28 protein-coding genes are annotated in these 25,499 nt (G+C 64.1%); 10 read left to right on the top strand and 18 right to left on the bottom strand.

Annotation, left to right across the window (positions count from 1 at the left end; translation table 11 throughout):
- Positions 1 to 2: 2 nt before the first annotated feature.
- The 8 genes from RAK07_RS03190 (at position 3) to RAK07_RS03155 (ending at position 5,706) form a co-directional block, all read left to right on the top strand.
- Positions 3 to 188, top strand: coding sequence for a hypothetical protein (locus tag RAK07_RS03190; RefSeq protein WP_305731404.1), 186 nt, complete (start codon positions 3 to 5; stop codon positions 186 to 188).
- Positions 189 to 285: 97 nt separating this feature from the next.
- Positions 286 to 1,251 carry a ferrochelatase gene (hemH, locus tag RAK07_RS03185; protein WP_305731403.1) on the top strand — a complete coding sequence of 322 codons (966 nt, stop codon included), beginning with the start codon at positions 286 to 288 and terminating at the stop codon, positions 1,249 to 1,251.
- Between the two features lie 103 nt (positions 1,252 to 1,354).
- Positions 1,355 to 1,795 (top strand): hypothetical protein, encoded by a 441-nt coding sequence (locus tag RAK07_RS03180; RefSeq protein ID WP_305731402.1) that lies wholly within the window; start codon positions 1,355 to 1,357, stop codon positions 1,793 to 1,795.
- Positions 1,796 to 1,895: 100 nt separating this feature from the next.
- Entirely contained in the window at positions 1,896 to 2,291 is a 396-nt protein-coding gene (locus tag RAK07_RS03175) for a hypothetical protein (protein WP_305731401.1), read from the top strand.
- 20 nt (positions 2,292 to 2,311) lie between these two features.
- Positions 2,312 to 3,013 carry a response regulator transcription factor gene (locus RAK07_RS03170; RefSeq protein ID WP_305731400.1) on the top strand — a complete coding sequence of 234 codons (702 nt, stop codon included), beginning with the start codon at positions 2,312 to 2,314 and terminating at the stop codon, positions 3,011 to 3,013.
- Entirely contained in the window at positions 3,003 to 4,373 is a 1,371-nt protein-coding gene (locus tag RAK07_RS03165) for a sensor histidine kinase (protein WP_305731399.1), read from the top strand. The genes RAK07_RS03170 and RAK07_RS03165 overlap by 11 nt, the downstream gene beginning before the upstream one ends.
- Positions 4,370 to 5,107, top strand: a complete 738-nt coding sequence (locus RAK07_RS03160; protein ID WP_305731398.1) for a ComFC family protein — start codon at positions 4,370 to 4,372, stop codon at positions 5,105 to 5,107. The genes RAK07_RS03165 and RAK07_RS03160 overlap by 4 nt, the downstream gene beginning before the upstream one ends.
- Before the next feature lie 122 nt (positions 5,108 to 5,229).
- A complete protein-coding gene (locus tag RAK07_RS03155) occupies positions 5,230 to 5,706 on the top strand; it encodes an RrF2 family transcriptional regulator (RefSeq protein ID WP_305731397.1) in 477 nt (158 codons plus the stop codon).
- 75 nt (positions 5,707 to 5,781) lie between these two features.
- On the opposite strand, the gene RAK07_RS03150 is transcribed toward RAK07_RS03155, so the two are convergent.
- From RAK07_RS03150 to RAK07_RS03065, 18 genes are all read right to left on the bottom strand, one after another.
- The gene (locus RAK07_RS03150) at positions 5,782 to 6,681 is read right to left on the bottom strand and encodes a hypothetical protein (RefSeq protein ID WP_305731396.1); all 900 of its coding nucleotides are present in this window, start codon (positions 6,679 to 6,681) and stop codon (positions 5,782 to 5,784) included.
- 26 nt (positions 6,682 to 6,707) lie between these two features.
- Entirely contained in the window at positions 6,708 to 7,211 is a 504-nt protein-coding gene (locus RAK07_RS03145; RefSeq protein ID WP_305731395.1) for a MamS/MamX family magnetosome protein, read from the bottom strand.
- Between the two features lie 16 nt (positions 7,212 to 7,227).
- Positions 7,228 to 7,893 carry a hypothetical protein gene (locus RAK07_RS03140; protein WP_305731394.1) on the bottom strand — a complete coding sequence of 222 codons (666 nt, stop codon included), beginning with the start codon at positions 7,891 to 7,893 and terminating at the stop codon, positions 7,228 to 7,230.
- Positions 7,894 to 7,944: 51 nt separating this feature from the next.
- The gene (locus tag RAK07_RS03135) at positions 7,945 to 8,256 is read right to left on the bottom strand and encodes a hypothetical protein (RefSeq protein ID WP_305731393.1); all 312 of its coding nucleotides are present in this window, start codon (positions 8,254 to 8,256) and stop codon (positions 7,945 to 7,947) included.
- A gap of 193 nt (positions 8,257 to 8,449) precedes the next feature.
- A complete protein-coding gene (locus RAK07_RS03130; RefSeq protein WP_305731392.1) occupies positions 8,450 to 9,805 on the bottom strand; it encodes a sigma-54-dependent transcriptional regulator in 1,356 nt (451 codons plus the stop codon).
- Positions 9,805 to 11,055, bottom strand: coding sequence for an ATP-binding protein (locus RAK07_RS03125; RefSeq protein ID WP_305731391.1), 1,251 nt, complete (start codon positions 11,053 to 11,055; stop codon positions 9,805 to 9,807). The genes RAK07_RS03130 and RAK07_RS03125 overlap by 1 nt, the downstream gene beginning before the upstream one ends.
- 20 nt (positions 11,056 to 11,075) lie before the next feature.
- Positions 11,076 to 11,528 (bottom strand): N-acetyltransferase, encoded by a 453-nt coding sequence (locus RAK07_RS03120; protein ID WP_305731390.1) that lies wholly within the window; start codon positions 11,526 to 11,528, stop codon positions 11,076 to 11,078.
- 292 nt (positions 11,529 to 11,820) lie between these two features.
- Positions 11,821 to 12,582, bottom strand: coding sequence for an NADH-quinone oxidoreductase subunit B family protein (locus RAK07_RS03115; RefSeq protein WP_305731389.1), 762 nt, complete (start codon positions 12,580 to 12,582; stop codon positions 11,821 to 11,823).
- Positions 12,583 to 12,642: 60 nt separating this feature from the next.
- Positions 12,643 to 14,124 carry a hydrogenase large subunit gene (locus tag RAK07_RS03110; protein WP_305731388.1) on the bottom strand — a complete coding sequence of 494 codons (1,482 nt, stop codon included), beginning with the start codon at positions 14,122 to 14,124 and terminating at the stop codon, positions 12,643 to 12,645.
- Positions 14,121 to 15,560 carry a complex I subunit 5 family protein gene (locus RAK07_RS03105; protein ID WP_305731387.1) on the bottom strand — a complete coding sequence of 480 codons (1,440 nt, stop codon included), beginning with the start codon at positions 15,558 to 15,560 and terminating at the stop codon, positions 14,121 to 14,123. The genes RAK07_RS03110 and RAK07_RS03105 overlap by 4 nt, the downstream gene beginning before the upstream one ends.
- A gap of 3 nt (positions 15,561 to 15,563) precedes the next feature.
- The gene (locus RAK07_RS03100; protein WP_305731386.1) at positions 15,564 to 16,208 is read right to left on the bottom strand and encodes a hydrogenase; all 645 of its coding nucleotides are present in this window, start codon (positions 16,206 to 16,208) and stop codon (positions 15,564 to 15,566) included.
- Between the two features lie 3 nt (positions 16,209 to 16,211).
- Positions 16,212 to 17,120 (bottom strand): respiratory chain complex I subunit 1 family protein, encoded by a 909-nt coding sequence (locus RAK07_RS03095; protein ID WP_305731385.1) that lies wholly within the window; start codon positions 17,118 to 17,120, stop codon positions 16,212 to 16,214.
- Positions 17,121 to 17,127: 7 nt separating this feature from the next.
- Positions 17,128 to 19,119, bottom strand: a complete 1,992-nt coding sequence (locus RAK07_RS03090; protein WP_305731384.1) for a proton-conducting transporter transmembrane domain-containing protein — start codon at positions 19,117 to 19,119, stop codon at positions 17,128 to 17,130.
- Between the two features lie 116 nt (positions 19,120 to 19,235).
- Positions 19,236 to 20,138: an ATP-binding protein gene (locus RAK07_RS03085; protein WP_305731383.1), complete on the bottom strand. Its 903-nt coding sequence runs from the start codon at positions 20,136 to 20,138 to the stop codon at positions 19,236 to 19,238.
- 18 nt (positions 20,139 to 20,156) lie between these two features.
- Positions 20,157 to 21,137 carry a tRNA dihydrouridine synthase gene (locus RAK07_RS03080; protein ID WP_305731382.1) on the bottom strand — a complete coding sequence of 327 codons (981 nt, stop codon included), beginning with the start codon at positions 21,135 to 21,137 and terminating at the stop codon, positions 20,157 to 20,159.
- A 65-nt stretch (positions 21,138 to 21,202) separates the two neighbouring features.
- On the bottom strand, positions 21,203 to 21,667 hold the full coding sequence (locus RAK07_RS03075) for an FKBP-type peptidyl-prolyl cis-trans isomerase (RefSeq protein ID WP_305731381.1): 465 nt from the start codon (positions 21,665 to 21,667) through the stop codon (positions 21,203 to 21,205).
- Positions 21,668 to 22,090: 423 nt separating this feature from the next.
- Positions 22,091 to 23,161 carry a type IV pilus twitching motility protein PilT gene (locus tag RAK07_RS03070; protein WP_305731380.1) on the bottom strand — a complete coding sequence of 357 codons (1,071 nt, stop codon included), beginning with the start codon at positions 23,159 to 23,161 and terminating at the stop codon, positions 22,091 to 22,093.
- Between the two features lie 13 nt (positions 23,162 to 23,174).
- The gene (locus RAK07_RS03065; protein WP_305731379.1) at positions 23,175 to 24,377 is read right to left on the bottom strand and encodes a DUF4388 domain-containing protein; all 1,203 of its coding nucleotides are present in this window, start codon (positions 24,375 to 24,377) and stop codon (positions 23,175 to 23,177) included.
- 62 nt (positions 24,378 to 24,439) lie between these two features.
- Here RAK07_RS03065 and RAK07_RS03060 point away from each other — a divergent pair, with 62 nt between their 5' ends.
- Together RAK07_RS03060 and RAK07_RS03055 are read left to right on the top strand one after the other, a co-directional pair.
- Positions 24,440 to 24,829 (top strand): DUF2288 domain-containing protein, encoded by a 390-nt coding sequence (locus RAK07_RS03060; protein WP_305731378.1) that lies wholly within the window; start codon positions 24,440 to 24,442, stop codon positions 24,827 to 24,829.
- Positions 24,830 to 24,925: 96 nt separating this feature from the next.
- Positions 24,926 to 25,495, top strand: coding sequence for a hydrolase (locus RAK07_RS03055; RefSeq protein ID WP_305731377.1), 570 nt, complete (start codon positions 24,926 to 24,928; stop codon positions 25,493 to 25,495).
- The last annotated feature ends 4 nt before the right edge of the window (positions 25,496 to 25,499 follow it).

The raw sequence follows: 25,499 nt of genomic DNA, 5'->3' as shown, positions 1-25,499 counted from the left end.
ATATGCCACGCCTGACTCTCAAACATCTGTTGCCGCTTACCGGTGCCGCCCTTATCCTTTGGGGTTATCGACAGCTCTCCATACCGCCCGGTTCTGGCTATGACCAGGTACTCAGCCAGGTAAAAAGCGGCGTGCTGCTGGTGGTGCTCGGCGGCGCTCTCTTGATGGTCTGGCTGGCAAAGCGATAGTTTTCCGGGCTCGTCCGCGCCCGGAAAGGAGCGGACGGCACACCGCACGGCTGCAGCTTGCCTGCACCGTGCCTACATTATCATCCATGGAGCACCCATGTCCCACACCAGCGTCATCCTGCTGCAGATGGGCGGCCCCGACTCATTGGAGGCGGTAGGCCCGTTTCTGCGTAACCTTTTCTCGGACCGCGAGATCATCCGCATCGGCCCGGCCTGGCTGCAGCCGTTCATCGCCCGGATGATCGTGAAGCGCCGAACCCGGGTCGTCGCCGAGAAGTATCGCGAGATCGGCGGTAAATCTCCCATCCGCCAGCTGACCGAGGCCCAGGCCGCGGCCCTCGAACGGGAGCTGGGCGAGGGCTTCACCTGTACCGTGGCCATGCGCTACTGGCATCCCTTGACCGCCGACACCCTGCGCAGGGTGATTGCCGATGGTCCCGAGCGGATCGTGGCACTTTCCCTCTACCCGCACTACTCCCGCGCCACCGGCGGTTCCAGCTTCAACGACCTGGACCGCTGCCTGACCTCGCTGACAGCCCGGCCGCAGGTTGTCAGGGTTCCGCACTTCTTCGACCATCCGCTCTACATCGACGCGCTGGCCGAAAAGATCGAGGCGGGACTGGCCTCCTTTCCGGAACGCTCGCGGGTGCGGCTTCTGTTCTCCGCCCACTCCCTGCCCCAGTCCTTCATCGACGAGGGCGACCCCTACCTCGACCATGTCCGCGCCACGGTGCGCCTGGTCATGGAACGGTTCGGCGACGTCGGCCACAGCCTTGCCTTCCAATCCCGGGCCGGACCGGTGAAGTGGCTGGAGCCTTCCACCGACGACATGCTGAAGGAACTGGCCAAAACAGGCTGCCGCGAACTGCTGATGGTTCCCCTTTCCTTTGTGTCCGACCATATCGAGACCCTGCACGAGATCGATATCGAGTACGCCGCCGAGGCGGCGCAGTTGGGAATCACCACGTTCCGGCGGACGGAATCCCTGAACAGTTCGCCGACCTTTATCCGTTGCCTGGCCCGCCTGGTGAGGGATGCGCTGCACCAGACAGCATCTTCATAATTGTTCATAATCTTTTCATCAGCCGTTCGTAATGGTCTGCTACGGTAGCATCATCAATGAACCGGCCGGTGCATGGCCGAACCACACCAGGAGGAACCAGACCATGAAAAAAATTACTCTCGCAGTAGCGTTTGTTGCGGCGCTGGCCGTTACGGCATCCGCCTATGCCCGCGGCGGGTACGGACCGGGCGGCGGCCCCGGCTGCGGACCGTGCTCCGAATCATCCCCGGAGCAGACCGCCGCCTACAAAAAGTATGTGGCCGATACCCTGCCACTGAAGGAGCAGATGCACGCCAAGCACATGGAGATTCAGCGCGAGTGGATCAAGGAGAAGCCGGACAATGAAAAACTGACCAAACTGCAGACCGAGTTGCAGGCGCTGCGCCAGAAGCTGTATGAGGTGCGGGAAAAGGCCGGCATCGGCAAGGGCGGGAAAGGTCGGATGGGCGGCATGCGGGGCGGCTGCGGCGCAGGGCCGGCCATGATGGGCTCCGGCTGCGGCCCCTGCGGCCCGAACGCGCCCCAGGCGGCACCGGCGCAATAATCGCTCCGCCACCGCAGCACAGGGGAGATCGTTCCCGGACCGGACTGCCGGACAGCTTCAAAACCCGGACCGGTCCGGGACAGTTTCCCAGAGACGGGTCATGACACACAGACATGCGACATACCTGCTGGTTCTCACGCTGGTTCCGGCACTTGCCGCGCCGGTCGCGGCACAGTGGCCCGATGGCGGCAAGGGAGAGCGGCCATGGGCCGTTCCTCCCGGTCCCGGCATGCAGCCGGGACCGGGAGGAACGCCGCCTTTCGGCGGCTACTGCCCCAAACGCCACGCCGACCGCTACGGTGCCCGCCAGCCGGTGCATACCCGCGCCGAAGCCCTGGACCGGTTGCACCTTTTCTTCGGCATCGATCCCGCCCGTATCAGCCGTTTTGAAGAGCGCCGGCATGTTTTTCTGGCGGAGATTACCGACCCGGAGGGACGACCGGTCGAACTGGTGATCATCGACCGCCGTACCGGGCGTATCCGCTCCATCCGCTGAGCAGGCCCGGAGTCTTGCCCATGCACCCTCCCGTTCTCATCGTCGAAGACGACCTGAAAATCGCCCGGATCATCAAGGCGTATCTCGAAGGGGCCGACTTCCGCGTCATCCACGCCGATACCGCTGCAAAAGCACTGGAACAGGCGCTGCGGGAGCCCCCCCTGGCGGTGATTCTGGATCTGGGGCTGCCGGACCGTTCCGGAGAGGAGCTGTGCCAGGAACTGAAGGAGTCAGGTGAGTTTCCGGTGATCATGCTGACGGCCAAGGCATCCGAGGACGAGCGGATCGCCGGCTTTGCGCTGGGTGCGGACGATTACGTGGTCAAACCGGCCTCGCCCCGGGAGCTGGTTTACCGCGTGAAAGCGGTTCTGAAGCGGTATGACCGGTCGGGAGCCGCCGACCATCCCCTCTCCTTCAACAACGGCGAGCTGCTGCTGGACAGCAGGCAGCATACCGTTACCTGCCGCGGCGAACCCTGCCGGCTGACCCCCACCGAATTCAAGCTGCTGGCCACCCTGGCCTCGGCTCCCGGCCGCACCTGGAGCCGGGACGAGCTGGTGACCAGGGCGCTGGGCTACCAGTTCGAGGGGTACGAGCGCAGCGTCGACGCCCACGTCAAGAATCTGCGGCAGAAAATCGAGCGCGACAGCCGTGCTCCGGACTACATCAAGACCGTCTACGGCATCGGTTACCTGTTCGGCGGGGTGCGCGATGCGCTGTAACCTGCAGATGAAGCTGATGGCGCTGTTGCTGGCGGTCATCGTCATTGCCCTCTCCTCCGCCGTGCTGGTGCGCGGCCTGGTGATCCGCGACTTCCGCGCCTTCGGCGAAGGGCGGATGCTGGACCGTCTCTACCAGGTACAGGCGGTGCTGGAAGGACGCTACCGCCAGCAGATGGCCTGGCGTCCGGCAGAGGTGGCGGACGATCTGGTCTGGGCCTGGCTGATGGGATTCGACATTCGCCTGCTCGATGCCAGGGGCACCCTGGTACTGGACAGCTCCCGCGCCCTGGCTCACCTGCCGCCGTCAATGCGGGAGCGGGTGCTGGCCGCGGCCGGTCAGCGCCTGCCGCTGCAGCGGCAGGAAGAATTCCAGCCGTTTCCCCTGTTCATGGGAGGCGAGGAAGTGGGCACCCTCGAAGTACGTCTGCCTACCCCGCCCCGCGAAGATTTTTTCATCGCCTCCTCCAACAAATTTCTGACGTATTCAGTCTTAGGACTGGGCTGCATTGCACTTGTTCTGAGTATTCTTGCGGCGCGGCGACTGGCCCGTCCCGTGCGCGAGCTGACTGCAGCAGCAGAAGAGATTGCTGCCGGTGACGCGGCACGGCGGGTTCGGGTGACCGGCAACGACGAAATCAGCCGCCTGGCGGTGAGTTTCAACCGGATGGCGGATGCCCTGGAACGCCAGGAACGGGTACGCAAGCAACTGGTCAGCAACGCGGCCCACGAGCTGCGCACGCCGCTGATGGTGATCCGGGGGGAGCTGGAAGGGATGATGGACGGCCTGCTTCCCACCACCACGGAAGCCCTGCAGTCACTGCACGACGAAACCACCCGCCTGACCGGCATCCTGGACGGGGTGGACGAATTGACCCGCGCCCAGACCGCCTCGCTGACCCTGCAGCGCCGGGAGGTGGCGCTGGTACCGTTCCTGCGGGATCTGCTCTCCCGCTTTTCCCGCCGGGCCGAAGCGGAGAACGTCATCCTGGACGTGGCGGGAGACACCGGCCTCACCGCCTGGATCGACCCCGACCAGTTCACCCGGATCATTATCAATCTGGTCTCCAATGCCCTGCGGGCACTGCCCGAAGGCGGCCTGCTCTCCCTGCTCGCCAGCCGGACCGTCGCCGGCTCTGTCCAGCTCGACATCACGGATACCGGCTGCGGCATTGAAGCGGACCTGCTGCCCCATATTTTCGAACGGTTCGCCAAGGGGAAAGGGGGAGGACTCGGTCTGGGGCTGTCCATCGTCAAGGAGCTGGTGGAGGCCCACGGCGGCACCATCAGCGCCTCCAGTGAACCGGGCAGCGGTGCCTGTTTCCGTATTGTGCTCCCGCCCCGACCCGGTGGCGGCCCATGAACGCACGCGGAATTCCCGGGTTCCTGGGTGGCGCCCTGCTTGACCTGCTGTTGCCGCCCCGCTGCCATATCTGCCGTACGCAGTGCAGCGGCGCCGACCCCCTGCATATCTGCGACGACTGCACGGCCCAGCTCCCATTCATTACCGAACCGTTCTGCTCCGTATGCGGTGTCCCGTTCTCCGCCACGGGCGACTCCCATCCGTGCGGCCGCTGCCTGACCGACCCTCCGCCGTTCCAGGCCGCCCGGGCCGTTTTCACGCACACCGGTTCCTGCCGTGACCTGCTCCATGCCTTCAAGTATGCCGGCCAGGCACACCTGCGCCGTCCCCTGGGGCTGCTTGCCGCCCGCACCCTGGTGTCCTTCGCCGGACACTGCCGGGCCGACCTGCTGCTGCCGGTCCCCCTGCACCGTGCCCGGCTGCGCAGCCGTGGATTCAACCAGGCGCTGCTGCTGGCGGAACTGCTGTCCAGGCACTGGCAGATTCCTCTGCAACGGCAGGCGCTGCTGCGCACCCGCCCGACGGTTCCCCAGATGGAACTTGACCGCAACGCTCGGCTGCACAACCTGAACGATGCCTTTGCCGTGGCCAGCCCGGCGCTGGTTGCCGACAGGCGCATCATCCTGGTGGACGACGTGACCACCACCGGCAGCACGCTACGGGAGTGCGCTCTGGTGTTGAAACGAGCCGGTGCCGCTGCCGTCTTTGCGGTTACGATCAGCCACGCTCCCTGAAGCGGGTGCACCTCACGCATCCGTGCTGTACAAGGCCGCCAAAATTCTTGACACGACTGGTGTCCTATCCTACCCTGCATGCGAGCATACTACCCAGCACGGTACCAGCCAGGAGGACGTCAATGCGCCTTTCAACCAAGAGCCGTTACGGCTTGCGGGCCCTGTTCGACATGGCATACAACTGCGGCACCCAATCCGCCCAGGTACAGGATATTTCACGGCGTCAGCAGATTTCTCCCCGCTACCTTGAACAAATTTTTCAGAATCTGAAGCAGGCAGGTATCCTGAAAAGCAAACGCGGCCCCAACGGCGGCTACTCCCTGGCACGCACGCCGGACCAGATCACCGTGCTGGAGATTATCAAGGCCACGGAACAGGATGTGCTGATGGTTGACTGCGCCGGCGAGGGCAAGCGGAGCAAGCGGCGCAAGAACGAGTGTCCCTTTGAAGGAAACTGCGTCACCCAAACGGTCTGGAAGGATGCCAACGACCTGCTGGAAGGACTGTTCGGCTCCCTGACTCTGGCCACCCTCTGTCAGCGCGGTGCGGAAATGGGTCTGCCGCGGGAGCAGGACCAGCGGATGATGTACTATATCTGACGGTGTTACGGGAACAGAGCGCCCCCGATCTGTGCTTGCACACTCGGGATGTCGCTCGAAGGGGCTGGTACGGAGTCAGAACTGGTACATGACCAGCACGCCCCCGCCCACAGCGGGGCTGGCGTCCGTAAAGCCGGCAGCGGCGTAGACTTCCCAGGCGATCCGCCGCGACTGCAGGAAATTCAGCTTCAGACGCCCCTCCAGCGGTGCCGCCCCCCCCTCCACTCGCCGGGACGCCCCCTTGGCGTACAGCGAGACGAAGAGGCGGTCCGTGGTCTGCAGTCCGGCACCAATGCTGTAACTGGCGTAGTTTTTCCCCGGATAGGCTGCGGTATGCTCCTGCAGTATCCAGGCCCCCTCACCAAACAACTGCACGTCTCCCAGCCATTTGGAAAGCGACAGGCCGGGCCCCCCTTCAAAAGTACCGGTACCCAGACCGCGGGTTTCATCGCCGGAGGGAACTTTCAGGTACAGGGTGGGACGTATGCGGGGCCGGTATCCCTCATCCTGGAACAGGGTCCAGCCGGCAGTCAGGTTGATATCCCCCACACCGGCCTCAGTGACGGCTCCACCTCCCACCGTGGTGGTGGTCGTCGTCGTCCCGCCTCCCATCATGCCCGATCCGCCCCTGGCCATTCCCCGCCCTCTCCCGGAGCCGGAACCGGAACCGCCGCCGGACTGGGTGACCACCATGCCGCTGCCCGAGCGGCTGTTCAGGTAGACCAGCGGCAGCTCCAGGGTAACATCCAGGGCCTCCAGCGGGTTGATCATCACCAGAAACGGCATGGTCAGCACCGTTGCATCGGCACTGGAGCCGTAATCACCGTAGGCTGCCTCGAATCCGATGCCCACTGCCAGATTCACCCCCTGGCCCAGACGGTGCTCCCCTTCGGCGGCAAAAACCGGCGCCGTTTGTGCACAGGCGAGCACGAGCAGCAGACAGCCGACAACAGTTCTTACCAGTGACCACGCCATGGTACCCGACCTCCCTGAACGTTCATTCAGCGCATCCTGCGCATACCGCCGCCCTGCTGCATCATCTGGCCGCCGCCCATACCGCTCCCCGTGCGTGCCCCGTTGCGCCCGCCGGACCAGCCGGGGCGGCCATTGTCGGCACGCAGCACCAACTGCCCACCATCGGGCAGACTCACCCACTGGCTGAGCAGGTAGCTGCGGCCATCTCTCCCCCGGGCCCGGGAACCACGCACCGTGAGCGTATCCCCCGCCTTCCAGTCCAGAGCATCGTCCTGCAGGTACCAGCGGGGTCCCAGCACCACCAGCAGCCGCTCGCTCCCCGCAAGCACTTCAACCGTGACCGGATCGGCCGCGTTGTCGGGAGGGGCCGCAACACGGCCGGTGACGGTTACCACCGTGTTGCGGTCATACCCCTGGTCCAGATTCAGGCCGCTCTTATCCGTTGTCTGAGCCGAGCCGAACCCCCAGAACGCCTGGGCCGGGCTCTGCAGCAGGATAAAGATAACTATAGCGAGAATGCTACGGTACATGGTGTGCAAACATCTCCTACTGACGCATCATGCTTCCCATCATGGCACGGTAACGCATGACATCGACCGTTGTCGACGCACCACTACCGGCCATGACCTGCTGCATCTGGCTGCCCATTTGGGTGGCCATGGTACGCGCGGCGGAATGCATGACCGTATTGCCGGAGGCAATGTAGTCCTGCATCATATTCGTGTCGCCCGGCAGTCCCAGGCGGGTGCACAGCTGTTCCATGGCCTGCTGCATCGTGGCACCGCCCTCCATCAGCTCCCGAATCTGCGAGGACATCGGACTGATGAAGTTGCTGACGGCTCCGGAAACAGCCTGCGGATGGATGCTCAACACGTAGCTGCCGGTAACCGGGGTGCCGGTATCGGTGTCGATAGTCACTCCCTGGGTTGCCACCGCCACGATTGGATACTTCCCGATATCCTCCGGGGCAACCTGCAGGGTGTAGGCGCCATTCGCGCCACTCTCGGTGGACGGCTCCCCCGCATCCAATTGATAGTTACGGTTTTTGTCGAGAAACACGGTGGCATTAACCAAGTAGCCGTCGGCGACCGCGCCGCTGAGTGAGGCTGTCGAGGCCGGTGTCGAAGGCGTTGCGGACGACATCGTCGTACCGCCGCTGCCGCACCCTGCCAGCACCACTGCCATACCGCACGCACACAGTATTTTTTTCATAGTCATATTCTCCGTTTCACGCAGATTGGTTGCTATTGCCGGCATCGCGGCTCACTGCCCGCTAGCGGACGGGGCGGTCGGCGCCTGTCCACCGCTGCCGTCCATGACGCCGCGCCCCCGCTCGGGCCGCGACGTTGAGCCGTTGGCCCTGGTACCGCTGTTCATGAAGGAACCGTCACGACGCCGTGTCCCCTCCGGGCGAACCTGGCCACCTTCCTGGGCGGGCATACCTGCCTGGCCTCTCTGGCCGGCCGTCATGCCGCCCCCCCGGCCGCCGCCACCGCCCCGGGCCTGGGCTTCACCCCCCACCGCCACGACCAGTGCCACTGCCGCCGCCATCAATGCGAAATGGGTTGCTTTCACTGTTGTGCTCCTTAGAAATGGATTTCGAGTCGTCAACTCGATACCTCTCTGGATTTCAGCAACCGTGCCAACAGCACCAACCAACCAAACCACCTGACATAGCGAAACTTTTTGACACCTCACCGTCGCCGGCCTGCACTAAAGGTGCATTTTTTGCACCTGCACAGGTGCGGACTTTGCACCACTCGATCCGTCACTCCACCAGACCGTACTCCTTCAAACGATACTGCAGCGTCCTGCGGGAAATTCCCAGCCGTTCGGCGGCCAGCCGGCGATTGTTGCCGCAGCGGGCCAGGGCGTCCATAATTTCGTCCCGCTCCTTGTCGCGCAGGGTGGCACCGGAGCCCGGAACTGCTCCACCCGACGTCCGCCTACCCGGAACAGTCGGCAGGTCTGCCGGGGTAATCCGGCCGCGCCCCAGGATAACCGCCCGCTCCAGTACGTTCTGCAGTTCGCGGATATTGCCGGGCCAGCGGTACTCCCGCAGGGCGCTCTCAACGTCCGGCCCCAGTACCGGCGCCTGCATGCCGCTGCGCAGTGCCGCCTGGCGGGCAAGGTAGTCCGCCAGCAGCATGATTCCGTCCAGTCGCTCACGCAGGGGAGGCAGCTCCACCGGAAAGACGTTCAAACGGTAGTAAAGATCCTCCCTGAAGCGCCGTTCCTGCACTTCGGTGGCCAGGTCGCGGTTGGTTGCCGCAACAATCCGAACATCAACCCTGATCTCACGGCTGCCCCCCACCCGCTCGAAACGGCATTCCTGAACCACCCGCAGCAGTTTGGACTGCAGCGCCAGCGGCAGTTCACCGATCTCATCCAGGAACAGGGTACCGCCGCCAGCCAGCTCGAACTTACCGGCCCTGGCCTGGGTGGCACCGGTAAAAGCTCCCTTTTCATGGCCGAACAGCTCACTCTCCAACAGGTTTTCCGGAATGGCGGCGCAGTTGAGCGCGACAAACGGCCCTTCCCGTCGCGGACTGGCCAGGTGAATGATCCGGGCCGCCAGCTCCTTGCCGGTGCCGGACTCGCCACTCAACAGCACGGTGGCACGGGTCGGGGCCACCTCCGTGAGCAGACGGCGGACTCGCCTCATGACACTTCCGGCAAAAAGTACCTCCTCCGGTGGCAAACCGGCTGTTTCCCGCTCCCGCAGGGCGACCAGCGTCCGCTCCCGCCGGTTCGCCTCCAGAGTGCGGCGCACCAGGCTGCGGAGCGTTTCCGGGTCTTTGAGCGGCTTGGTCAAAAAGTCGACGGCACCGTCCTTGATGGCAGCCACCGCCTCTTCCACCGTACCGAAAGCGGTCAGCAGGATGAACGGCGGAGCAATCCCCTCGGCCGTCGCCGTGCGGAAGAGCTCAAGCCCGCTCATGCCGGGCAGACGCACATCGGAAAGCACCAGGTCGTAAGAACGACAGCGCAGCGACTCCAAGGCCCGACGACCATCGCCACGCTCCTCCAGCTCATAGCCTTCATCCTCCAGAATTGCCGCCAGCAGCGACCGGAAGGTGGCATCGTCCTCAACCAGCAGTATGCAGGCCCGTTCTTCACCCATTATCCCCGCTCCTCCAGAGATTCCGGCAGCCGGCAGACCACGGCGGCCCCACCCGCATGCCGGTTCTGCACCATGATCTCACCCCCGCACGCATCCACGATCGTGCGACAAATCGCCAGCCCCAACCCGCTGCCGCTGGCCCGTGTGGTAAAGAACGGATCGAAGCAGCGCCCGAGCGCCTCCTCCGAAAAGCCGGGGCCGTTGTCCGACACCGTTATCCCGACTACCCGACGGCGTTCCCGCGTCACCGTCACCAGCACCGTGCCGCCGGACGGCTGAACACTGAGCGCGTTGGCAAAAAGATTCAGCAGCAGTTGTCGCATCTGCTCCGGCTGACAGGCCACCCGCACGGAGCCGTCACCCTCCATCGCGAGCACGACCCCCTGCTGCCGCGCCTGCTCCGCAATCAGTTCCCAGGCTGAATGCACCGCCTGCTCCACGACTGTGCTTCCCCCCCTGCCGCCCTCCTGGCGGGCGTAGACCAGCAGGTCGTTCACCAGCTCCTCAAGGCGAGCCACCTCTCCGACGATCATCCCGGCAAAACGGCCGCTCCGCTCGTCGACGGCCCGCTCCCCCAGCAGCTGCGCGTACCCCTTGATGCCGGCCAGCGGCGTGCGCACCTCGTGGGCCAGCACGGCCCCCAGCTCTCCCAGGTGGACAAGATGCTCCCGGCGTGCCATCTCCTCCCGACGTGCCATATCCTTCCGGATCAGGCGGAATGAAAAAAGGGCAAATCCCCAGGCAGCAACGGTGAGCACCAGCACCACCAGCAGTCCGCTCCGGGCCCGGCGGACTACCTGGTCAGCCTGCCAGCTATGCAGTGCCAGACGCAGCGCCAGTGTCGTTTTCCCAAGATGCAGCGCCTGATGATGCTCATACACCTCCTCCCCCGTACCCAGCCGGACGCGGTACTCAGGTGCCTCGGCCAGTTCGAAGACCGGCCGATAGCGCTGATCATCCACCCGTTCGCCAACCAGTTCCGGGTTACTGTGCAGGCGAATGACACCCCGGCGATCGATCAGCGCGAAGTAGGCCAGGTCGTGGGCACGGAAGGATTGAAGCGTCTGCAGGGAGGGGTCGCGGGTGGCGAGGCTTTCAATGGCCTGTCCCAGGGAAAGGGCCAGGCCGCGCTGTATGCCCTGCGCCACCGGCAATGCGCTGTAATAGGAGGAAACGGCGAACCAGACCAGCAGGATCGTGACCGGCAGGCCGCCGGTCAGCAGAAAGGTCATGAGGCGGGTTGCGGGCATGGCCTGCTCCATGCCTCGGGCTACAGATCGAGAATCATGGCATTTTCGTCGCAATCGGGAAATTTGGGGCACTTGATGCAGTCACCCCAGACCTTGTGGGGAAGCGTGGACTTGTCCACCAGTACAAAGCCCAGCTTGCCGAAGAATTCCGGCTTGTAGGTCAGGCAGAAAACCCGCTTCAGCCCCAGCTCTCGGGCCTCGGCGATGCAGGCGTTAACCAGGGTGCTGCCGATCCCTTTGCGGCCGGCATCCTCGGCCACCGCAACGGAGCGCACCTCCGCCAGGTCCTCCCAGACAATGTGCAGGGCCGAGGTCCCCAGCAGCCGGTCGTTCTCGTCAACTTCGACGTAGAAGTCCCGGAGCGACTCGTACAGTTCCGACAACGAACGGGAAAGCATGTCCCCCTTGCCGGCATAGACGGCAAGCAGTTTCTGGATATTCTTGACATCGGTGATCTGGGCTTTGCGCAGCATGGGTGCTCCCGGAACGGTTGATAAACGAATAGCCGGAGTTTAGCAGAGATGGGGTGGGATGGACATTCTTTTTAGGAAACTCATTTTTGAAGCACGGGGCAACGGAAGACACGGAAAAAAGCCATGAAGGCACGCGGAAAAGGCCGGATTTGAGCGGACTGCCCGGACACCTCACACCAGAAAAAGGTTTTGAAATCTGAGCCGATCCGCCGCATCCGCGTAATCCGCGTGCCATTGTCCCGGATGTTCGGCTTTCTCCGTTGCTCCGCGTCGCCGTGTTTCAACAGGTTTGTCAGTCAATACGGCCGAGCAGCCGCAGCAGACCGTCCATGATGGTGGCCGGATGGGGAGGGCAGCCGGGAATGTACAGATCCACCGGGAGCAACGGGTCAACACCGTTATGGACCTGGGGGTGATCCCGAAAGGGACCGCCACCGATGGCGCAGGCGCCGCAGGCGATCACCAGCCGCGGTTCCGGTACCCCCTCCAGGGTTTGCAGCAGTGCCTCCCGCATGTTTTCGCTGACCGGCCCGGTGACCAGGATACCGTCGGCATGGCGGGGCGAGGCCACGAACTGGACGCCGAACCGCCCCAGGTCCCAGGCCAGGGTGTTCAGCACGTTGGTGTCCGCCTCGCAGGCGTTGCAGCCGGCGGCGCTGACCTGACGCAGCTTGAACGACCTGCCGAAGAGCGACTTCAGCCTGCCGGACAGCGGCTCGGCCCGACGCATCCCTTTGCCGGCGCGCACCAGCAGGTCTTCCCGGTTACGGGCCGCCAGGCGATATTCGTTGCTGAAGGAGATGGCCTGCTGCGGGCAGGCGGCAACGCAGGCCGGACAGAAAAGGCAGCGTCCCAGGTCGATGACCGGTCCTGCCGGTTCGACGGTGATGGCGCCGGTGGGACACGCTTCCACACAGGCCCGGCAGCCGGCGGGACAGCGCCCCGCTTCCAGGCGCGGCAGTCCGCGGAACCGTTCCGGCAACCGGGGCGGTTCCGCGGGAAAGGGCATGGTGCGGTGCCCCTGGCGCAGCCGTTCAATCAGTGCATGCAGCATGGCGAACGCTCCTGAAAAACCCTTGAAAGCCCTGCCGGTGAGAGCATCCGCAGTCCTTTTTCACAGGTCGAAACCGCAGTAGGACAGGTTGAAGCTCTTGTTGCAGAGCGGAAAATCGGAAATCTGCTCCCCCCGCAGCGCCATGGCCAGCCCCTGCCAGTTGTGGAACGAGGGATCGACGATCTTGTAGCGCGTGAAGCGGCCGTCGCCGCCAGTCAGGGCAACATGGCAAATTTCGCCCCGCCACCCTTCGGTCAGGGCCACGACAAAACGGTTGGCGGGAAGCTGCTCCGGCAGCGTACTGCCCAGGGGGCCGGTGGGCAGGTCGTCCAGCAACCGGGTGATGAGCGCGGCCGAGGTATCAGCCTCCAACCAGCGCTGCATGGCCCGGGCCAGCACATCCCCCTGCCCTCCCTGCTGGCAGGCAGGGGGATGGTCGCGGTAGATGCCGAAGGGGTGGGTCCGGCGGATGTCGCGGTCAAGGCCGCAGGCCCGGGCCGCCGGTCCCACCAGCCCCAGTTCGGCGGCTGTTTCACTGCTCACCCGGCCGGTTCCCTCGAAACGGTTCATCACCGAGGGAGTCTGCCAAAGCAGCTCCGCGGCACCGGCCAGATCCCGATGGGCCGCCTGCAGCCGCTCCAGAAATCCCGACAGGGTCGCCTCCGGCAGGTCGAAACCGACACCGCCGGGCCGCAGCATCCCCCGGCCGAAGCGGCTGCCGCACAGCTCGGCCGTCAGGTTGAGAAACTCGCCCCGAATCCGACCACAGAAGGAGGCGGTGGGCAGATACCCCACATCACCGGCCAAAGCCCCCAGGTCGCCGGTATGGTTGGCCAGCCGCTCCAGTTCCAGGGCAACGGCCCGCAGCACCTGCGCGACCGGGGGAACAGCGGTTTCGGTCAGCGTCTCCAGCAGTAGGCAGCCGACCCAGAGGTGGCCGATGGTGGTGTCGCCGGCCACGGTTTCCAGCAGCGGCACCATCCGTGCCGAGGGGGCGCCGGTCAGTGCCTCCTCGACCCCGCGGTGCTGGTATCCCAGCGATATCTCCAGGCTGAAGACCTCTTCGCCATGGCACTGGAAGCGGAAGTGTCCCGGCTCGATGATACCGGCATGGACCGGGCCCACCGCCACTTCATGCACCTGCTGCCCCTCCACCCGGTAGTAGTCGGTGATTCCCACCCCGCCGGCGGGGAAGCGGACCGGTTTCAACCAGGGATGTCCATCGGGGACCAGGCCGCACTGCTCGGCGATCTCCCGCTCGAACAGGGAAAGCTGCGGACAGATGGTCGCCAGGGAGGTGACACGTCCCCTCGCCAGGGTTGAAACCACCCCGAGCCGTCCCTGCCGGTCATCGGCCAGCACCGCGTACAGCCGTACCGACGACGCGTCCGGCACTCCGAAGTAGCTGCTCACCCGCCAGCCGTCGGCACAGGCCACGTAGACTTCCTGCAGAAACGCATCGGTTTTCAGCAGCGGAATATCGTCGATGGCGGCCGCGCCGGGATTTTCCAGCAGCAGCATGGTCCGCGTTCCCCCCGTCATGGCATCCCTCCCAGCAGGTCTGCCCCCTGAAGCAGCAGCTCGCCGAGGAAGGGCGGCATCCAGAGCGTGAGCAGCACCACGGCCAGCAGCAGACAGGCCGGGGGGAGGGTGTTCTGGAGCCGGTCGCGGAAACCGGTGTCCGGCAGGTTCCCCGACGGCGGCCCCAGCACCATCCCCAGCACCGTGGGGGCCATTCCCAGGAACACGACGGCCAGGATCGCCAGAAACAGGCCGCCCACCAGCCAGTTTCCCTGGCGGAAGGCGCTGGTGGCTATCCCCAGCTCACTCAGGAAGATCAGCGACGGAGGAAAGGCGCTGATGGCCAGGAACCCGGCCAGGAACAGGCTGCCGGACCAGGGAAGCACCTGGAGCGCTCCCCGCATTCCCAGGGTGCTCTTGCTGCCGTAGGCACGATGCAGGTTGCCGGAGGAGAGGAACATGACCCCCTTGAGCAGACCGTTGCCCACCAGATGCAGCAGCATGCCGAAGAGCGCCCCTTTGCCCAGCCCCAGGGCCAGGGCCAGGATCCCCACGTGTTCAACGCTGGAGTAGGCCAAAAGCCGCTTGAAGTCGGCCTGGCGAACCAGAAAAACGGCGGCAAGGGCCATGGAAAAGAGCCCCATGGCCAGCAGCGACTGGCGGAAGAAGCGATCATCGCCACCGGCGGCGGTCATGACCTGCACAACGCGCATCAGGGCCAGGAAGCCGCAGTTTGTCAGGCCGCCGGCCAGCAGCGCCCCCACCAGCCCCGGCGCCTCGCCGTAGGCATCCGGCTTCCAGGTATGCAGCGGCGCCAGCCCCAGCTTGGCGCCGAAGCCGGTCAGCAGGAAGATGAAGGCGGCCTTCAGCCAGCCCCGGTCCAGGGCCGGGGCCACGGCCAGCAGGTCGTCCAGGTTGAGGGTTCCCGCCAGGCCGGCCACCAGGGTGGCGTAGGCCAGGAAGTAGACCCCCAGCAGGGCCAGGGCGATGCCGACGGAACCGATCATCAGGTATTTCCAGGTGGCCTCGATGGAGCGGGCGTTGCGGTTGAAGTAGACCAGAGGAGCCATGGTCAGGGTGGTTGCCGCCACCGCCACCCAGAGCAGCCCCAGGTGACGGGCGCAGCAGACCAGGGTCATGGCGGCGAGACAGAGCAGCAGTGCCGGCACCAGCACCCGGTTGGAGCGGTCGGGACGGTCGTGCCGCAGGTACCCCACGGCGTACCAGGCACAGCAGAGGAAGAGCAGGCTGATGGTCAGCAGCACCACCGCTCCCAGGGGGTCCAGGTCGATCCAGCCGCCGGAGATGCGGCTGTCCGCCTGCACGGCGCAGAAAAGCGACAGCAGAAAATGGGGCACGGCAACCACCGGCAATAGTAGCGGTCGCCGATCCTCGGAGGTGATCAGCCAGGCAAGGAGGGCAGCCGGCAGCGGCAGGATGAGCAGCAGCAGGATCATGGGTCATTTCTCCCGCAACGCCGAGAGCCGCGACGTATCAAGGGATGAAAACTCGCGGCTGATATGGCCGATGACGATCCCCATCACAAAGATGCCGGCCAGGAGGTCCAGCAGCACCCCCGCCTCCACCATCACCGGCATCGCCTCAGCCAGCAGCAGGCCGAAGATGAAGATGCCGTTTTCAAGAATCAGGTAGCCCAGCACCTGGGAGATGGCCTTGCGCCGGGTGGTCAGCAGCAGAAAGCCGGTGAGCAGGGTGGCGATGGAGGCCGGCACGAAGAGATGCCCCTGGTGGGCAGCCAAAAGCGGCAGACGGGGGACGTACAGAAAGGCCAGGGCGGTGACGGTGGCGCCGACCACCAGGGTGGGGCCGAATCCCAGGAACGGTTCCAGCTCCCGCTTGATCTCCGCCTTTTTCAGGGCTGACATCAGCAGCCAGGGGATGATGATTCCCTTGACCAGGATGATGCCCACGATAATGGTCATCAGGTGCCAGGTCAGCGGGTGCAGGATGCCGGGCAGCAGCCCCAGCAGCACCCCCTGGGCCGTGGCCAGCCGCACCGCCAGGGTCAGGCGGCCGGTGGAAAGCAGGGCGAAGTTGAGCAGCATGACCAAGATCAGCAGGTGATCGCTCAGAAAGGATACCATTGGTCACCTCACGGTCAGCAGCAGGGCGAATGCGGCCAGCGCAGCGGCCATCAGCAGCACCTGGGGGATCTTGAGCAGCCGCAGGCGGGCCATGGCCGACTCGACGATCCCCACCAGGATCGCCAGGGCCAGCAGTGAGGCCACAAAGCCGGCCCAGCCGGTGATGCCCGCGGCGTCGCTAAAGGGAAGGGCCACATGCAGTACCAGGGCACCCAGCACGAACAGCTTAAGGGCCGCAGCATAGAGAATGGCGCCGAAGGCCGGACCACTGTGGTCCAGCACCATTACCTCGTGGATCATGGTCAGCTCCAGGTGGGTGGTGGGGTCGTCAAAGGGGATACGGCAGTTCTCCACCAGAAAGAGGATGAAGAGGGCCGCCACCATCAGCAGCAACGGCGCCGCCTGGGCCGGCCACATGCTGCCCGAGGCGTAGGTGAGCATGACGGTCAGCGACAGGGAACCGCTCTCCCGGGCCAGGGCCACCAGCACGATGAACAGGACCGGTTCCGCCAGACAGCCGAAGGTCACCTCCCGCGCCGCTCCCATCCCCTCGAAGCTGGAACCGGTATCCAGGGCGGCAAGGGTGGTGCAGAAGCGGGCCAAGGCAAACAGGTAGGCAAACAGCAGCAGGTCGCCGCTGAAGGAGACCGGCGCTTCGTGCCCGCCGAAGGGAACCATGAGTGCCGCCGTTGCCGTTGCCGCCAGGGTCACCAGCGGCCCGGCCCGGAAGACCCAGGTGGTGGTGCGGGAAAAGACCGTTCCCTTGCGCAGCAGTCGCCAGAGATCATGGTAGGGCTGCAGCAGCGGCGCCCCCCGCCGCCCGGCACCTATCGCCTTGACCCGGTTGATCACCCCCAGAAGCAGGGGGGGCATGGTCAGCAGCAGCAGGATATGGATCAGGGTATCGGCCATGACCGCCTCACAGTACCCAGAGCAGCAGTGCGCAGAGCACGGCAAAGATGTAGAGCATGTACAGGTGCAGGTGGCCGTGCTGCAGCCGGCGCAGCGGAGCGCTCCACGCCTCCGCCCGGTGCAGGAAGGGCAGCACTACGAGGTCCAGCACCACCTCCGGCACGTGGCTGGCGAAACGGGACGGCTTCGGCGCCGGCCCGGCGATCTCCGGGCGATGGGCGTGGGGACGCAGCAGCGGCGACAGGATTTCCACCAGGGAAGCGGCAAAGGAGGAGGCGGAGTACTGCATCCGCGGCGACGGCGCCGGGTAGCCGCATCCCCAGGTCCCGCTGCTGCCGCGGGGAGCGCTCTGCAACCGGAAGCGGTAGGCCAGGGCCAGCAGTCCGCAGAGCCCCAGCAAAACCGCGGCCAGCAGACTCAGCCGCAAAAGCGGCGCTTGGTCGGCCAGCGCCCCCGGCGCCACCTCCAGGCCCGTAAAACCGCCGGCCACCGCTTCCAGCAAGGGAGCCATCGCCAGAGGGAGCAGACCGATCCCCCCGCAGAGAACCGCCAGAACGCCCATGGGGGCCAGCATCTGCCAGGGAGGTTCATGGGGAGCGGCCGGACGGGGCTGCCGCGCCTCCCCCAGGAAGACGACCCCCACCACCTTGACGAAACAGGCCACCGCCAGCCCCCCCACCAGTGCCAGGGCGGGAATGGCCGCCACCGCCAGCACCGTCAGCCAGCCGGAGCCCCCCACCGCCTGTCGCAGCAACCCCAGGTAGACCAGCAGTTCGCTGACAAAGCCGTTCAAGGGAGGGAGGCCGCAGATGGCCGCCGCCCCCACCATGAAGCAGGCGGCGGTACGGGGCATCACCCGGATCAGGCCCCCTGCCCGGTCCAGCTCCCGGCTGCCGGTGGCATGGATTACCGCGCCGGCGCCGAAGAACAGCAACGACTTGAAGGTGGCATGATTCAGCACGTGCAGCAGCCCGCCGGCCAGCCCCAGCAGGGCGACGGCGGAGTTGCCCAGGGACATCCCGGCCAGACCGATCCCCAGTCCCATGGCGATGATGCCGATGTTCTCGATGCTGTGGTAGGCCAGAAGCCGCTTCAGGTCGTGCTGTCCCAGGGCAAAGGCCACCCCTCCCACCGCCGAGAGCGTTCCCAGGGCCAGCAGCAGCCCTCCCCACCAGAGCGGCGGGGCATCGAACAGCGACACCGTGCGAACGATGCCGTACACTCCCATTTTCAGCACCACGCCGGACATCAGGGCCGAAACGTGGCTGGGGGCGTTGGCATGGGCCGAAGGGAGCCAGACATGCAGCGGCATCAGTCCGGCCTTGGCGCCGAATCCCGCCAGGGAGGCCAGAAACAGAAGCGTCGCAAGCGCTGGTGTCGCCGGAAGCGAACCGGTGGCGGGAAATACGAAGGAACCGCTGAGATGGAACAGCATGCCGAAGAACGCAACCAGCACCAGGGTGCTGGTGTGGGTGGCGATCAGGTAGAGGATACCGGCCTCCCTGACCGGGGGTTCCTCGTGGTCTGCCAGCATCAGAAACGCCGCGGAGAGCGCCATCCCCTCCCAGGCCAGCAGAAAGGAGACGGCATCGCGGGACAGCAGGATAAAGGCCATGGAGCCGGGCATCAGGGCGTACAGGAGCGTGAGAAAACGATCGCGACCGCTGCGGGCCGGCCGGTACTTCAGCGCGAACAGGGCGCCGCAACCGGCCACCAGGAATACCGGCAGCAGGAAAAAGCAGGAAAGGGGATCAAGGGCCAGCCGGGCCGGGCCAAAGGGGAGTCCCCAGGAGAGCTGCCACGCGACCGGGGGCTGGAACGCAGCCATGACGGCGGCGGGAATGCCGGCAGCTGCCGCCGCGACGGTCAGCAGGGCGGCAAGACGCTGACCGGCCCTGACGGCACAAAAAAGCCCCGGCACCCCTGCGAGCAGCAGCAGCAGGGCCGAGGCAACAACGATGTTTGAAATATCGAAAGAAGCGAATCCGTTCAGGGGCATGGTACCTTTTCCAGGGTTGAACCTGCAGTAATCAACCGGTACGGCACAGCAGTCCTTCGTGATTCTCTACTCCCCTGCCCCACGGAATGCAAGCAGAAATTAAACAGCGTTTCAAGTCACTTTTTTCTTCCGCTCTCCAGCAGGCGGCTGCCCACCCAGTGGTTGGCGAACTGCAGCGCAATCCTGCCGCTGTTGTCCCCCTTCTGACGACACCAGAGGATGGCTGCCCGGCGGGCCTCCTCGTCCCAGGCAAGCTTGGCGCCGATCCGCTGGGCCAGCCGCTCCACCCACTGCCGGGCCACCTCCAGGAACTGGTCCTGGCTGAAGGGATGAAAGCCGACCCAGAGACCGAACCGGCCGGACAGCGAGATTTTCTCCTCCACCGCCTCGCCGTGGTGGATCTCGTTGTTCACCAGCATGGCCCCCCGGTTGTCGCTCTCGTATTCCGGCAGCAGGTGGCGACGGTTGGAGGTGACATAGATCAGCACGTTGTCCGGCGGCGCATAGACCGAACCGTCCAGGGCGCTCTTCAGCATCTTGTAGCTGGACTCGCCGGTTTCAAAGGAAACATCGTCGGAAAAGAGCAGAAAGCGGTACGGCTGCCCCTTGATGGCATCGACGATGGCCGGCAGGTGCACCAGATCGTCCTTGTCCACCTGGATCACCCGTAAGCCTTCGCCGGCGTAGCGGTGCAGGAGCGCCCGTACCAGCGAGGACTTGCCGGTACCCCGGGTTCCCCAGAGCAGGGTGTTGTTGGCGGGCAGACCGGCCAGAAACTGCCGGGTATTCTCCTCGATCACCCGTTTCTGCTCGTCGATTCCCAGCAGGTCGTCCAGGTGCATCGACTCGATCTCCGGCACCGGATCCAGGTAGCCGCCGCTGCCCCGTCGCCGCCAGTTGGCGGCGTGGGCTTCGGCCCAGTCGATGGCCGGCACCGGCTTGGGCAGCACCTGTTCCACCGCGTTCAACACCCGCTTCAGTTGCTCAACCACCTCCTTGTCAAGGGTCAGCGACGGCATTGTTCCCCCCTCCCGCGTTCAGTCCAGCTCCCGCACCAGTTCCGCGAACTGCTGCAACGAACGGCATTTTTGCAGTTTTTTCACCTGACGGGCGAACGTCGCATCATCCATCACCGCCAGCACCGATTTGAGCTTGCCCAGCACCTGCTGTTCACCGCAGAACCGCTCCCGGTAGAGGGGCAGCAGCTCCGTCAGGTAGTGACGCAGCATGGCGGCCCGCTCCGCCCGTTCCGGCGCCGACGGCGCCACACCGCGCACCCGCTGGAACAGCAGCGGATCGGCAATGGCGCCCCGCCCCAGCATCAGTCCGGCGGCACCGGTCATTTCCAGCACCCGCTCGGCATCGGCCGTGGTTCTGATGTCGCCGTTGGCGATCACCGGCAGTGAGGTCTGCCGCACCACCCGGGCCGTTACGGCGTGGTCGGCCGTTCCGTCGTACTCCTGCAGCACCGTCCGGGGATGCAGCACCAGAAAATCGACGCCGGACGACTCAAACAGAGGAAGAAGAGAAAAAATCTGGGCAGGATCATCGTAGCCGCAACGGATCTTGACGGAAAAACCGCCTCTGATTTCGGCACGAAGGGCCGGTAGCAGCTCCTGCAGCAGTTCCGGACGGCGCAGCATGCCGCCGCCGGTGAGACCGCTGGTCATCCGGCCGAAGGGACAGCCCAGGTTGAGGTTGAGGTGTGCCGCTCCCGCCTGCCGGGCCAGCCGTGCCGCGGCCACCAGCGCTGCGGTGCCGTGGCCGATTAACTGCACCACCAGGGGGATCCCCAGCTCTGCTGGAGCGATCTCTCGCAGGTCCGTCGCAGACAGCCGCTTGGCCGTCTCCCCCGGTGCCACCCGCATGAATTCGGTGAAGAGGACGTCCGGCCGGACCCAGCGGGCAAAAAGCGTGCGCAGTGCCGGGTTGGTCAGCCCCTGCATCGGCGCCAGCATCAGCGGTACACTATCGCCGGACCAGGGCAGGGATGATGGCGGTACTGAAAGGTGGGACATGGGATGGTGCCGCTCGCGAGAGAACGGGGGCGCCGGGGGCGCCCCCTGCAGTTCTGCCTGACCTGCTACAGGATTTCAACTAGCTCCACCTCGTAGGTCAGATCTTCGCCGGCAAGGGGATGGTTGGCGTCGAAGGTGACGGCGCTGTCGCTGACTTCAACAACGGTCACTTCCAGTTCTTCATCATCGTCACCGGTCAGGGTCAGCTCCATGCCCACTTCCGGGATCAGGTCGTCGGGCAGCAGGTGCCGCTCCACGGTGAATACCGCCTCGGCGTCGTAGTCACCGAATGCATCGGCAGCCGGGATCTGCACCGTGACACTCTCCCCGGGTGCCATGCCGATCAGGGCCGACTCCACAGCGGGAAAGAAATCCTCGTTGCCGATCACCAGTTCCATGGGACCGCTTTCGCAGCAGTCGTCATCATCACAGCATGCCGCTTCTTCCCGGGTAGTTTCAAAAATGCTGCCGTCTTCCAGTGTACCGGTAAAATGAATCCGGACCCGATCACCCTTTTGTGCCTGTGCCATTACGTTTTCACCTTTCCATGCGCCGTGCGCAGAGCGTGTTGATAGTGAAAGTATGGTACGGTAAGCCGCGAGCTTCGTCCAGTACTATTCGGTCCCGTGTACTATTCGGTCCCGTGTACTATTCGGTCTCGAGCTACCGGCAGCAGAACACGGGAAACGTGAAAGGCCCGCACTACTGCGCGGGCCTCAGGTATATCACGTCCCCTGTTTCACAGGTGTTCCGGCTACCCTCGGGAGCCGGACAGATGTTTCACACGGCTATGTGTCCTACGTGCTGCGTCGATGCGTTGTTCACCTTTCCTGCTGCGTGGTGTGATACTCCGGTGAGCTCGACCGTTGAATATAGTATCGCCATTTTGCCGTCAAAATTCCAGTCTGGTTATAGGGTTATTTCTTTTGTATACTAAAGGACTTATTAATAATTCACTCGCTGAACGTCAGCTTCCGCTCGAGGTCCATGGACCGGGTGATCCGCTTGGCCTGCTCAAAGGTCAGAAGACCCTGCTGACAGAGCTGTACCAAGTGCTGGTCAAGGCTCTGCATGCCGTACTGGCTCCTGCCGTTTTCGATATGTTTTTCGATCTCGTCGAAGCGCCCCTCGCGAATACAGGCCTGAATGGTGGTGGTGGTCCGCATGATCTCCACGACCGGCAGTATTTTTTCTCCGGCCTTGTCGTTGATCAGCCGTAGCGAAACCGTTGCCACCAGGATGTCGGCGAGCCGCTGGCGAACCACCTCCTGGGCGTCGGGAGGGAAGTGCCCCACCAGCCGGTTGATGGTCGAGGCTGCGCTCTGGGTATGCAGGGTGGAAAAGACCAGGTGCCCGGTTTCAGCCGCCTTGATACAGGCGTCGATAGTCTCCAGATCCCGCATTTCTCCCACCATGATCACGTCCGGGTCCATGCGCATGGCCGCTCTGAGGGCCGCGCTGAAACTGCCGGTATCGCAGCCGACCTCCCGCTGGATGATGCAGCTCTTTTCCGAGCTGAACAAGAACTCGATCGGGTCCTCGATGGTGATGATGTTGAAGCTTTCATGCAGGTTGATGTACTGCAGCATGGAAGCCAGGGTCGTCGACTTGCCGTTGCCGGTGGGGCCGGTTACCAGGATCAGGCCGTTGGGCGCCTTGCAGATCTCTCCCAGCACCGGCGGCAAGTTCAAATCCTGAAACTGGGCGATGGTCGGCGGAATTACTCGCATGACGATTCCCACGGCTCCCCGCTGCCGGAAGATACTGACCCGGAAACGTCCGCCGTTCTGCAGGGCATAGGCGGCATCCAGCTCCTTCAGGTCATCGGGAAAGGACCGGTTGCCTTGCGCAAGAACCGTCCGGGCGATGAACTCGGTATCCTGCGGCGTCAATGGTGGTAGCTTCGACTTGATCAGCTGTCCGTGCGCACGGAAAAAAGGGGGATTGTCCACCTCGAAATGCAGGTCGGATACCCGTTTCTGGAAGGCGATTTCCAGAATCTGGTTCAGGCGGTTCATATCCATGATTTCTCTCCCCTCAGGGGTTCGTACCTGCCTGCTGCCTGCGCAGCAGGGCATTTTCCAGGGCCAGAGCAGCCTGGTTGGCAAATACTTCCAGCGCCACCAAAGGCACCGTCGTCGGCTGCAGCTCGCCAGAATCGGCATAGGTGCAGGAGACGACCTTTCCCCGCACACACAGAGGCATCATGAACAACTCCGGATGGCTCGGAGCACCGACGGCGCCGTACAGATGGGTGTGCAGAAGCGGATCCTCGGCTCTGCCGTAAAATATCCGCTTTTTGTCCAGCAAGCTGCGAACGAAGCTCCCCGCCGGCACGGGAACCTTGAACCCCATGATCTGACTGGGCCCCTCGTCTGGCGGAGCGATCATCCCGATACTCCGCTCGGCAATCAACTCGTTATCGCGCACCACCAGGGTAAGCGTCCGGGGGAAAATACAGGCCAGCGTCTCCAGGAGAATCAGGGCCGTTTCCGGCAACGAGGCTACCTGACGCAGTCGCGCCGTGCCCCGGCGCAACGCCTCCTCAATCCCCGCGACACTTCCCGGACGATCCCGGAGCGGAGTATGCACATCCGGAATCTTGCGTTCCAGCTCATCGAGGCCATCCAATCCCAGGTCTTCGACGGATATCTCACGGGACAACGCCGCGTCAGACCCGTCAAACGGCGAGGGCGGTTCCTCCTCCTCGCTTATCAGCCCGTCACGACATTTTTCGTCAAAAATGCGCAGGGCATCCATCAGCAAGTGTTCGGTGGGCAGGAAGAGATCTTCCTGAAGTATGTCCGGAGCGTAACGGTACTCATCGCAGATCTGCACCGGCTCCATGACCAGCGCGAACCGGCCCTTTTTCCAGGTCAATATTTCAACGATGGTCATCTCAATCAGCGCCTGCAGCCCACGGTACGCATCATCCCGGTTCACCAACCCGTTTTCCACCATCGTGGCCACCAGCGGCTTGCGGCTGTTCCCTTGAGACGCCTGGATCGCCAGGGCCTTGTCCACGGTTTCCGGGGAAACAACGCCGGCATCGATCAGGATGGAGCCGATACGGGTGGCGTCGTCGCAATGCTTCGCTCCCACAATGTACCCGTCATGAAAGGCGAGACTGATCTCCCCCTTGCGTCCCGTCAGTACCAGGGAACCGCTCTTGCGGCTGGTATGCAGCAACTGGATGACGTCAATTATGGAAAGGTGCTCCAGGTCACCGGAAAACGCCATGGGTAAGGCTCCTTGATCATCGCCGTGAAGGTTATCTCTTCACATTTAATAGGAAATGACGGATGATTCAAGTCCTTATCGAGCAGTACAGCCTGCCGGCGCAGGAAAACCAATCTAAATTTCCGGAGGACGACATGTCGTCACAGGACGAGCTGAACCTGTCGGAGCCGTTTGAAAATGTTCCCTGGCACTGGTTGCGTCCCCACCACGACCGGGGGGTACTGATCCTGGTGAATCCAGCATTGGAGCTGGTTGAGGTGGCCGACCGCATCGCTGCGGATGACACCGCCGCCATCCAGGCATGGCTGGGTTCTCGACTTATCGCCAAGCCCACGCCGGAGCAGGCTGCCGCCTGGGAGCGGGAACCGGCACGGCTTTTCTCGATCATGGTGGTCCAGCCGTTCGTGCTGGTTCACGACATGGCAGTGTCGTGCGGCGGCACCTTGCAATAAAACGTTATTTTGCTTGACCGGGACACAGCGAACCTCCTATGCTTGCCCGCAGGAAACAGCTTCCTCACCATCGCTCCAACTACAGAGGAGAAACCCATGACAACGATACGGGAACGTTTTTTTCTCAGTGCGGAACAGTCGGTACTGCTGGTCATTGATGTTCAGGAACGACTCTGCAAGGCCATGGACCAGCAGGTTCTGGAGCAGTTGACCGCCAATACCGGCATTCTGCTGGAGGCTGCCGCCGAATTGCAGATTCCGGTGATGATTACCGAGCAGTACGTGAAGGGACTGGGAGAAACCGTGCCGGAACTGCTGGCAAAGGCCGGTGAAGCGCCCCGCTTCGAGAAGATGAGCTTCGGTTGCTGCGGCTCCACGGATTTTACGGACACGCTTCGCGCCATGGGACGCCGCCAGATCATCATCACCGGCATGGAGACCCATGTCTGCGTCTTGCAGAGCGCCCTCGAACTGCTGGATGCCGGCTACACCGTCCACGTGGTGCGTGATGCCGTGATGAGCCGTGCCCGCCGAAACTGGCAGACCGCGCTGGAAATCATGCAGCAGGCGGGAGGGGTGGCGACCTGCACCGAAGCGGTGCTGTTTCAGTGGATGAAAGTTGCCGGCACGGAATCGTTCAGGAAGCTGTCCAAGCTGGTGCGCTGATCCC

This window comes from Trichlorobacter ammonificans, assembly GCF_933509905.1.
Taxonomy (GTDB): Bacteria; Desulfobacterota; Desulfuromonadia; order Geobacterales; family Pseudopelobacteraceae; genus Trichlorobacter; species Trichlorobacter ammonificans.
The sequence above is the reverse complement of the archived record's forward strand: the minus strand, read 5'-3'. Positions and strand labels throughout refer to the sequence as shown.

Coding starts and splice junctions, on each gene's coding strand:
- RAK07_RS03115 (WP_305731389.1), bottom strand. CDS start 12,582: ATGCTGCATGCACTGATTGAACGGCTGCGCCAGGGGCACCGCACCATG.
- RAK07_RS03110 (WP_305731388.1), bottom strand. CDS start 14,124: ATGACGGGGGGAACGCGGACCATGCTGCTGCTGGAAAATCCCGGCGCG.
- RAK07_RS03090 (WP_305731384.1), bottom strand. CDS start 19,119: ATGCCCCTGAACGGATTCGCTTCTTTCGATATTTCAAACATCGTTGTT.
- RAK07_RS03070 (WP_305731380.1), bottom strand. CDS start 23,161: ATGGATATGAACCGCCTGAACCAGATTCTGGAAATCGCCTTCCAGAAA.
- RAK07_RS03150 (WP_305731396.1), bottom strand. CDS start 6,681: ATGGCGTGGTCACTGGTAAGAACTGTTGTCGGCTGTCTGCTGCTCGTG.
- RAK07_RS03085 (WP_305731383.1), bottom strand. CDS start 20,138: ATGCCGTCGCTGACCCTTGACAAGGAGGTGGTTGAGCAACTGAAGCGG.
- RAK07_RS03190 (WP_305731404.1), top strand. CDS start 3: ATGCCACGCCTGACTCTCAAACATCTGTTGCCGCTTACCGGTGCCGCC.
- RAK07_RS03160 (WP_305731398.1), top strand. CDS start 4,370: ATGAACGCACGCGGAATTCCCGGGTTCCTGGGTGGCGCCCTGCTTGAC.
- RAK07_RS03055 (WP_305731377.1), top strand. CDS start 24,926: ATGACAACGATACGGGAACGTTTTTTTCTCAGTGCGGAACAGTCGGTA.
- RAK07_RS03065 (WP_305731379.1), bottom strand. CDS start 24,377: ATGGCGTTTTCCGGTGACCTGGAGCACCTTTCCATAATTGACGTCATC.
- hemH (WP_305731403.1), top strand. CDS start 286: ATGTCCCACACCAGCGTCATCCTGCTGCAGATGGGCGGCCCCGACTCA.
- RAK07_RS03095 (WP_305731385.1), bottom strand. CDS start 17,120: ATGGCCGATACCCTGATCCATATCCTGCTGCTGCTGACCATGCCCCCC.
- RAK07_RS03175 (WP_305731401.1), top strand. CDS start 1,896: ATGACACACAGACATGCGACATACCTGCTGGTTCTCACGCTGGTTCCG.
- RAK07_RS03125 (WP_305731391.1), bottom strand. CDS start 11,055: ATGCCCGCAACCCGCCTCATGACCTTTCTGCTGACCGGCGGCCTGCCG.
- RAK07_RS03060 (WP_305731378.1), top strand. CDS start 24,440: ATGATTCAAGTCCTTATCGAGCAGTACAGCCTGCCGGCGCAGGAAAAC.
- RAK07_RS03105 (WP_305731387.1), bottom strand. CDS start 15,560: ATGATCCTGCTGCTGCTCATCCTGCCGCTGCCGGCTGCCCTCCTTGCC.
- RAK07_RS03165 (WP_305731399.1), top strand. CDS start 3,003: ATGCGCTGTAACCTGCAGATGAAGCTGATGGCGCTGTTGCTGGCGGTC.
- RAK07_RS03170 (WP_305731400.1), top strand. CDS start 2,312: ATGCACCCTCCCGTTCTCATCGTCGAAGACGACCTGAAAATCGCCCGG.
- RAK07_RS03130 (WP_305731392.1), bottom strand. CDS start 9,805: ATGGGTGAAGAACGGGCCTGCATACTGCTGGTTGAGGACGATGCCACC.
- RAK07_RS03075 (WP_305731381.1), bottom strand. CDS start 21,667: ATGGCACAGGCACAAAAGGGTGATCGGGTCCGGATTCATTTTACCGGT.
- RAK07_RS03080 (WP_305731382.1), bottom strand. CDS start 21,137: ATGTCCCACCTTTCAGTACCGCCATCATCCCTGCCCTGGTCCGGCGAT.
- RAK07_RS03140 (WP_305731394.1), bottom strand. CDS start 7,893: ATGAAAAAAATACTGTGTGCGTGCGGTATGGCAGTGGTGCTGGCAGGG.
- RAK07_RS03155 (WP_305731397.1), top strand. CDS start 5,230: ATGCGCCTTTCAACCAAGAGCCGTTACGGCTTGCGGGCCCTGTTCGAC.
- RAK07_RS03100 (WP_305731386.1), bottom strand. CDS start 16,208: ATGGTATCCTTTCTGAGCGATCACCTGCTGATCTTGGTCATGCTGCTC.
- RAK07_RS03120 (WP_305731390.1), bottom strand. CDS start 11,528: ATGCTGCGCAAAGCCCAGATCACCGATGTCAAGAATATCCAGAAACTG.
- RAK07_RS03145 (WP_305731395.1), bottom strand. CDS start 7,211: ATGTACCGTAGCATTCTCGCTATAGTTATCTTTATCCTGCTGCAGAGC.
- RAK07_RS03180 (WP_305731402.1), top strand. CDS start 1,355: ATGAAAAAAATTACTCTCGCAGTAGCGTTTGTTGCGGCGCTGGCCGTT.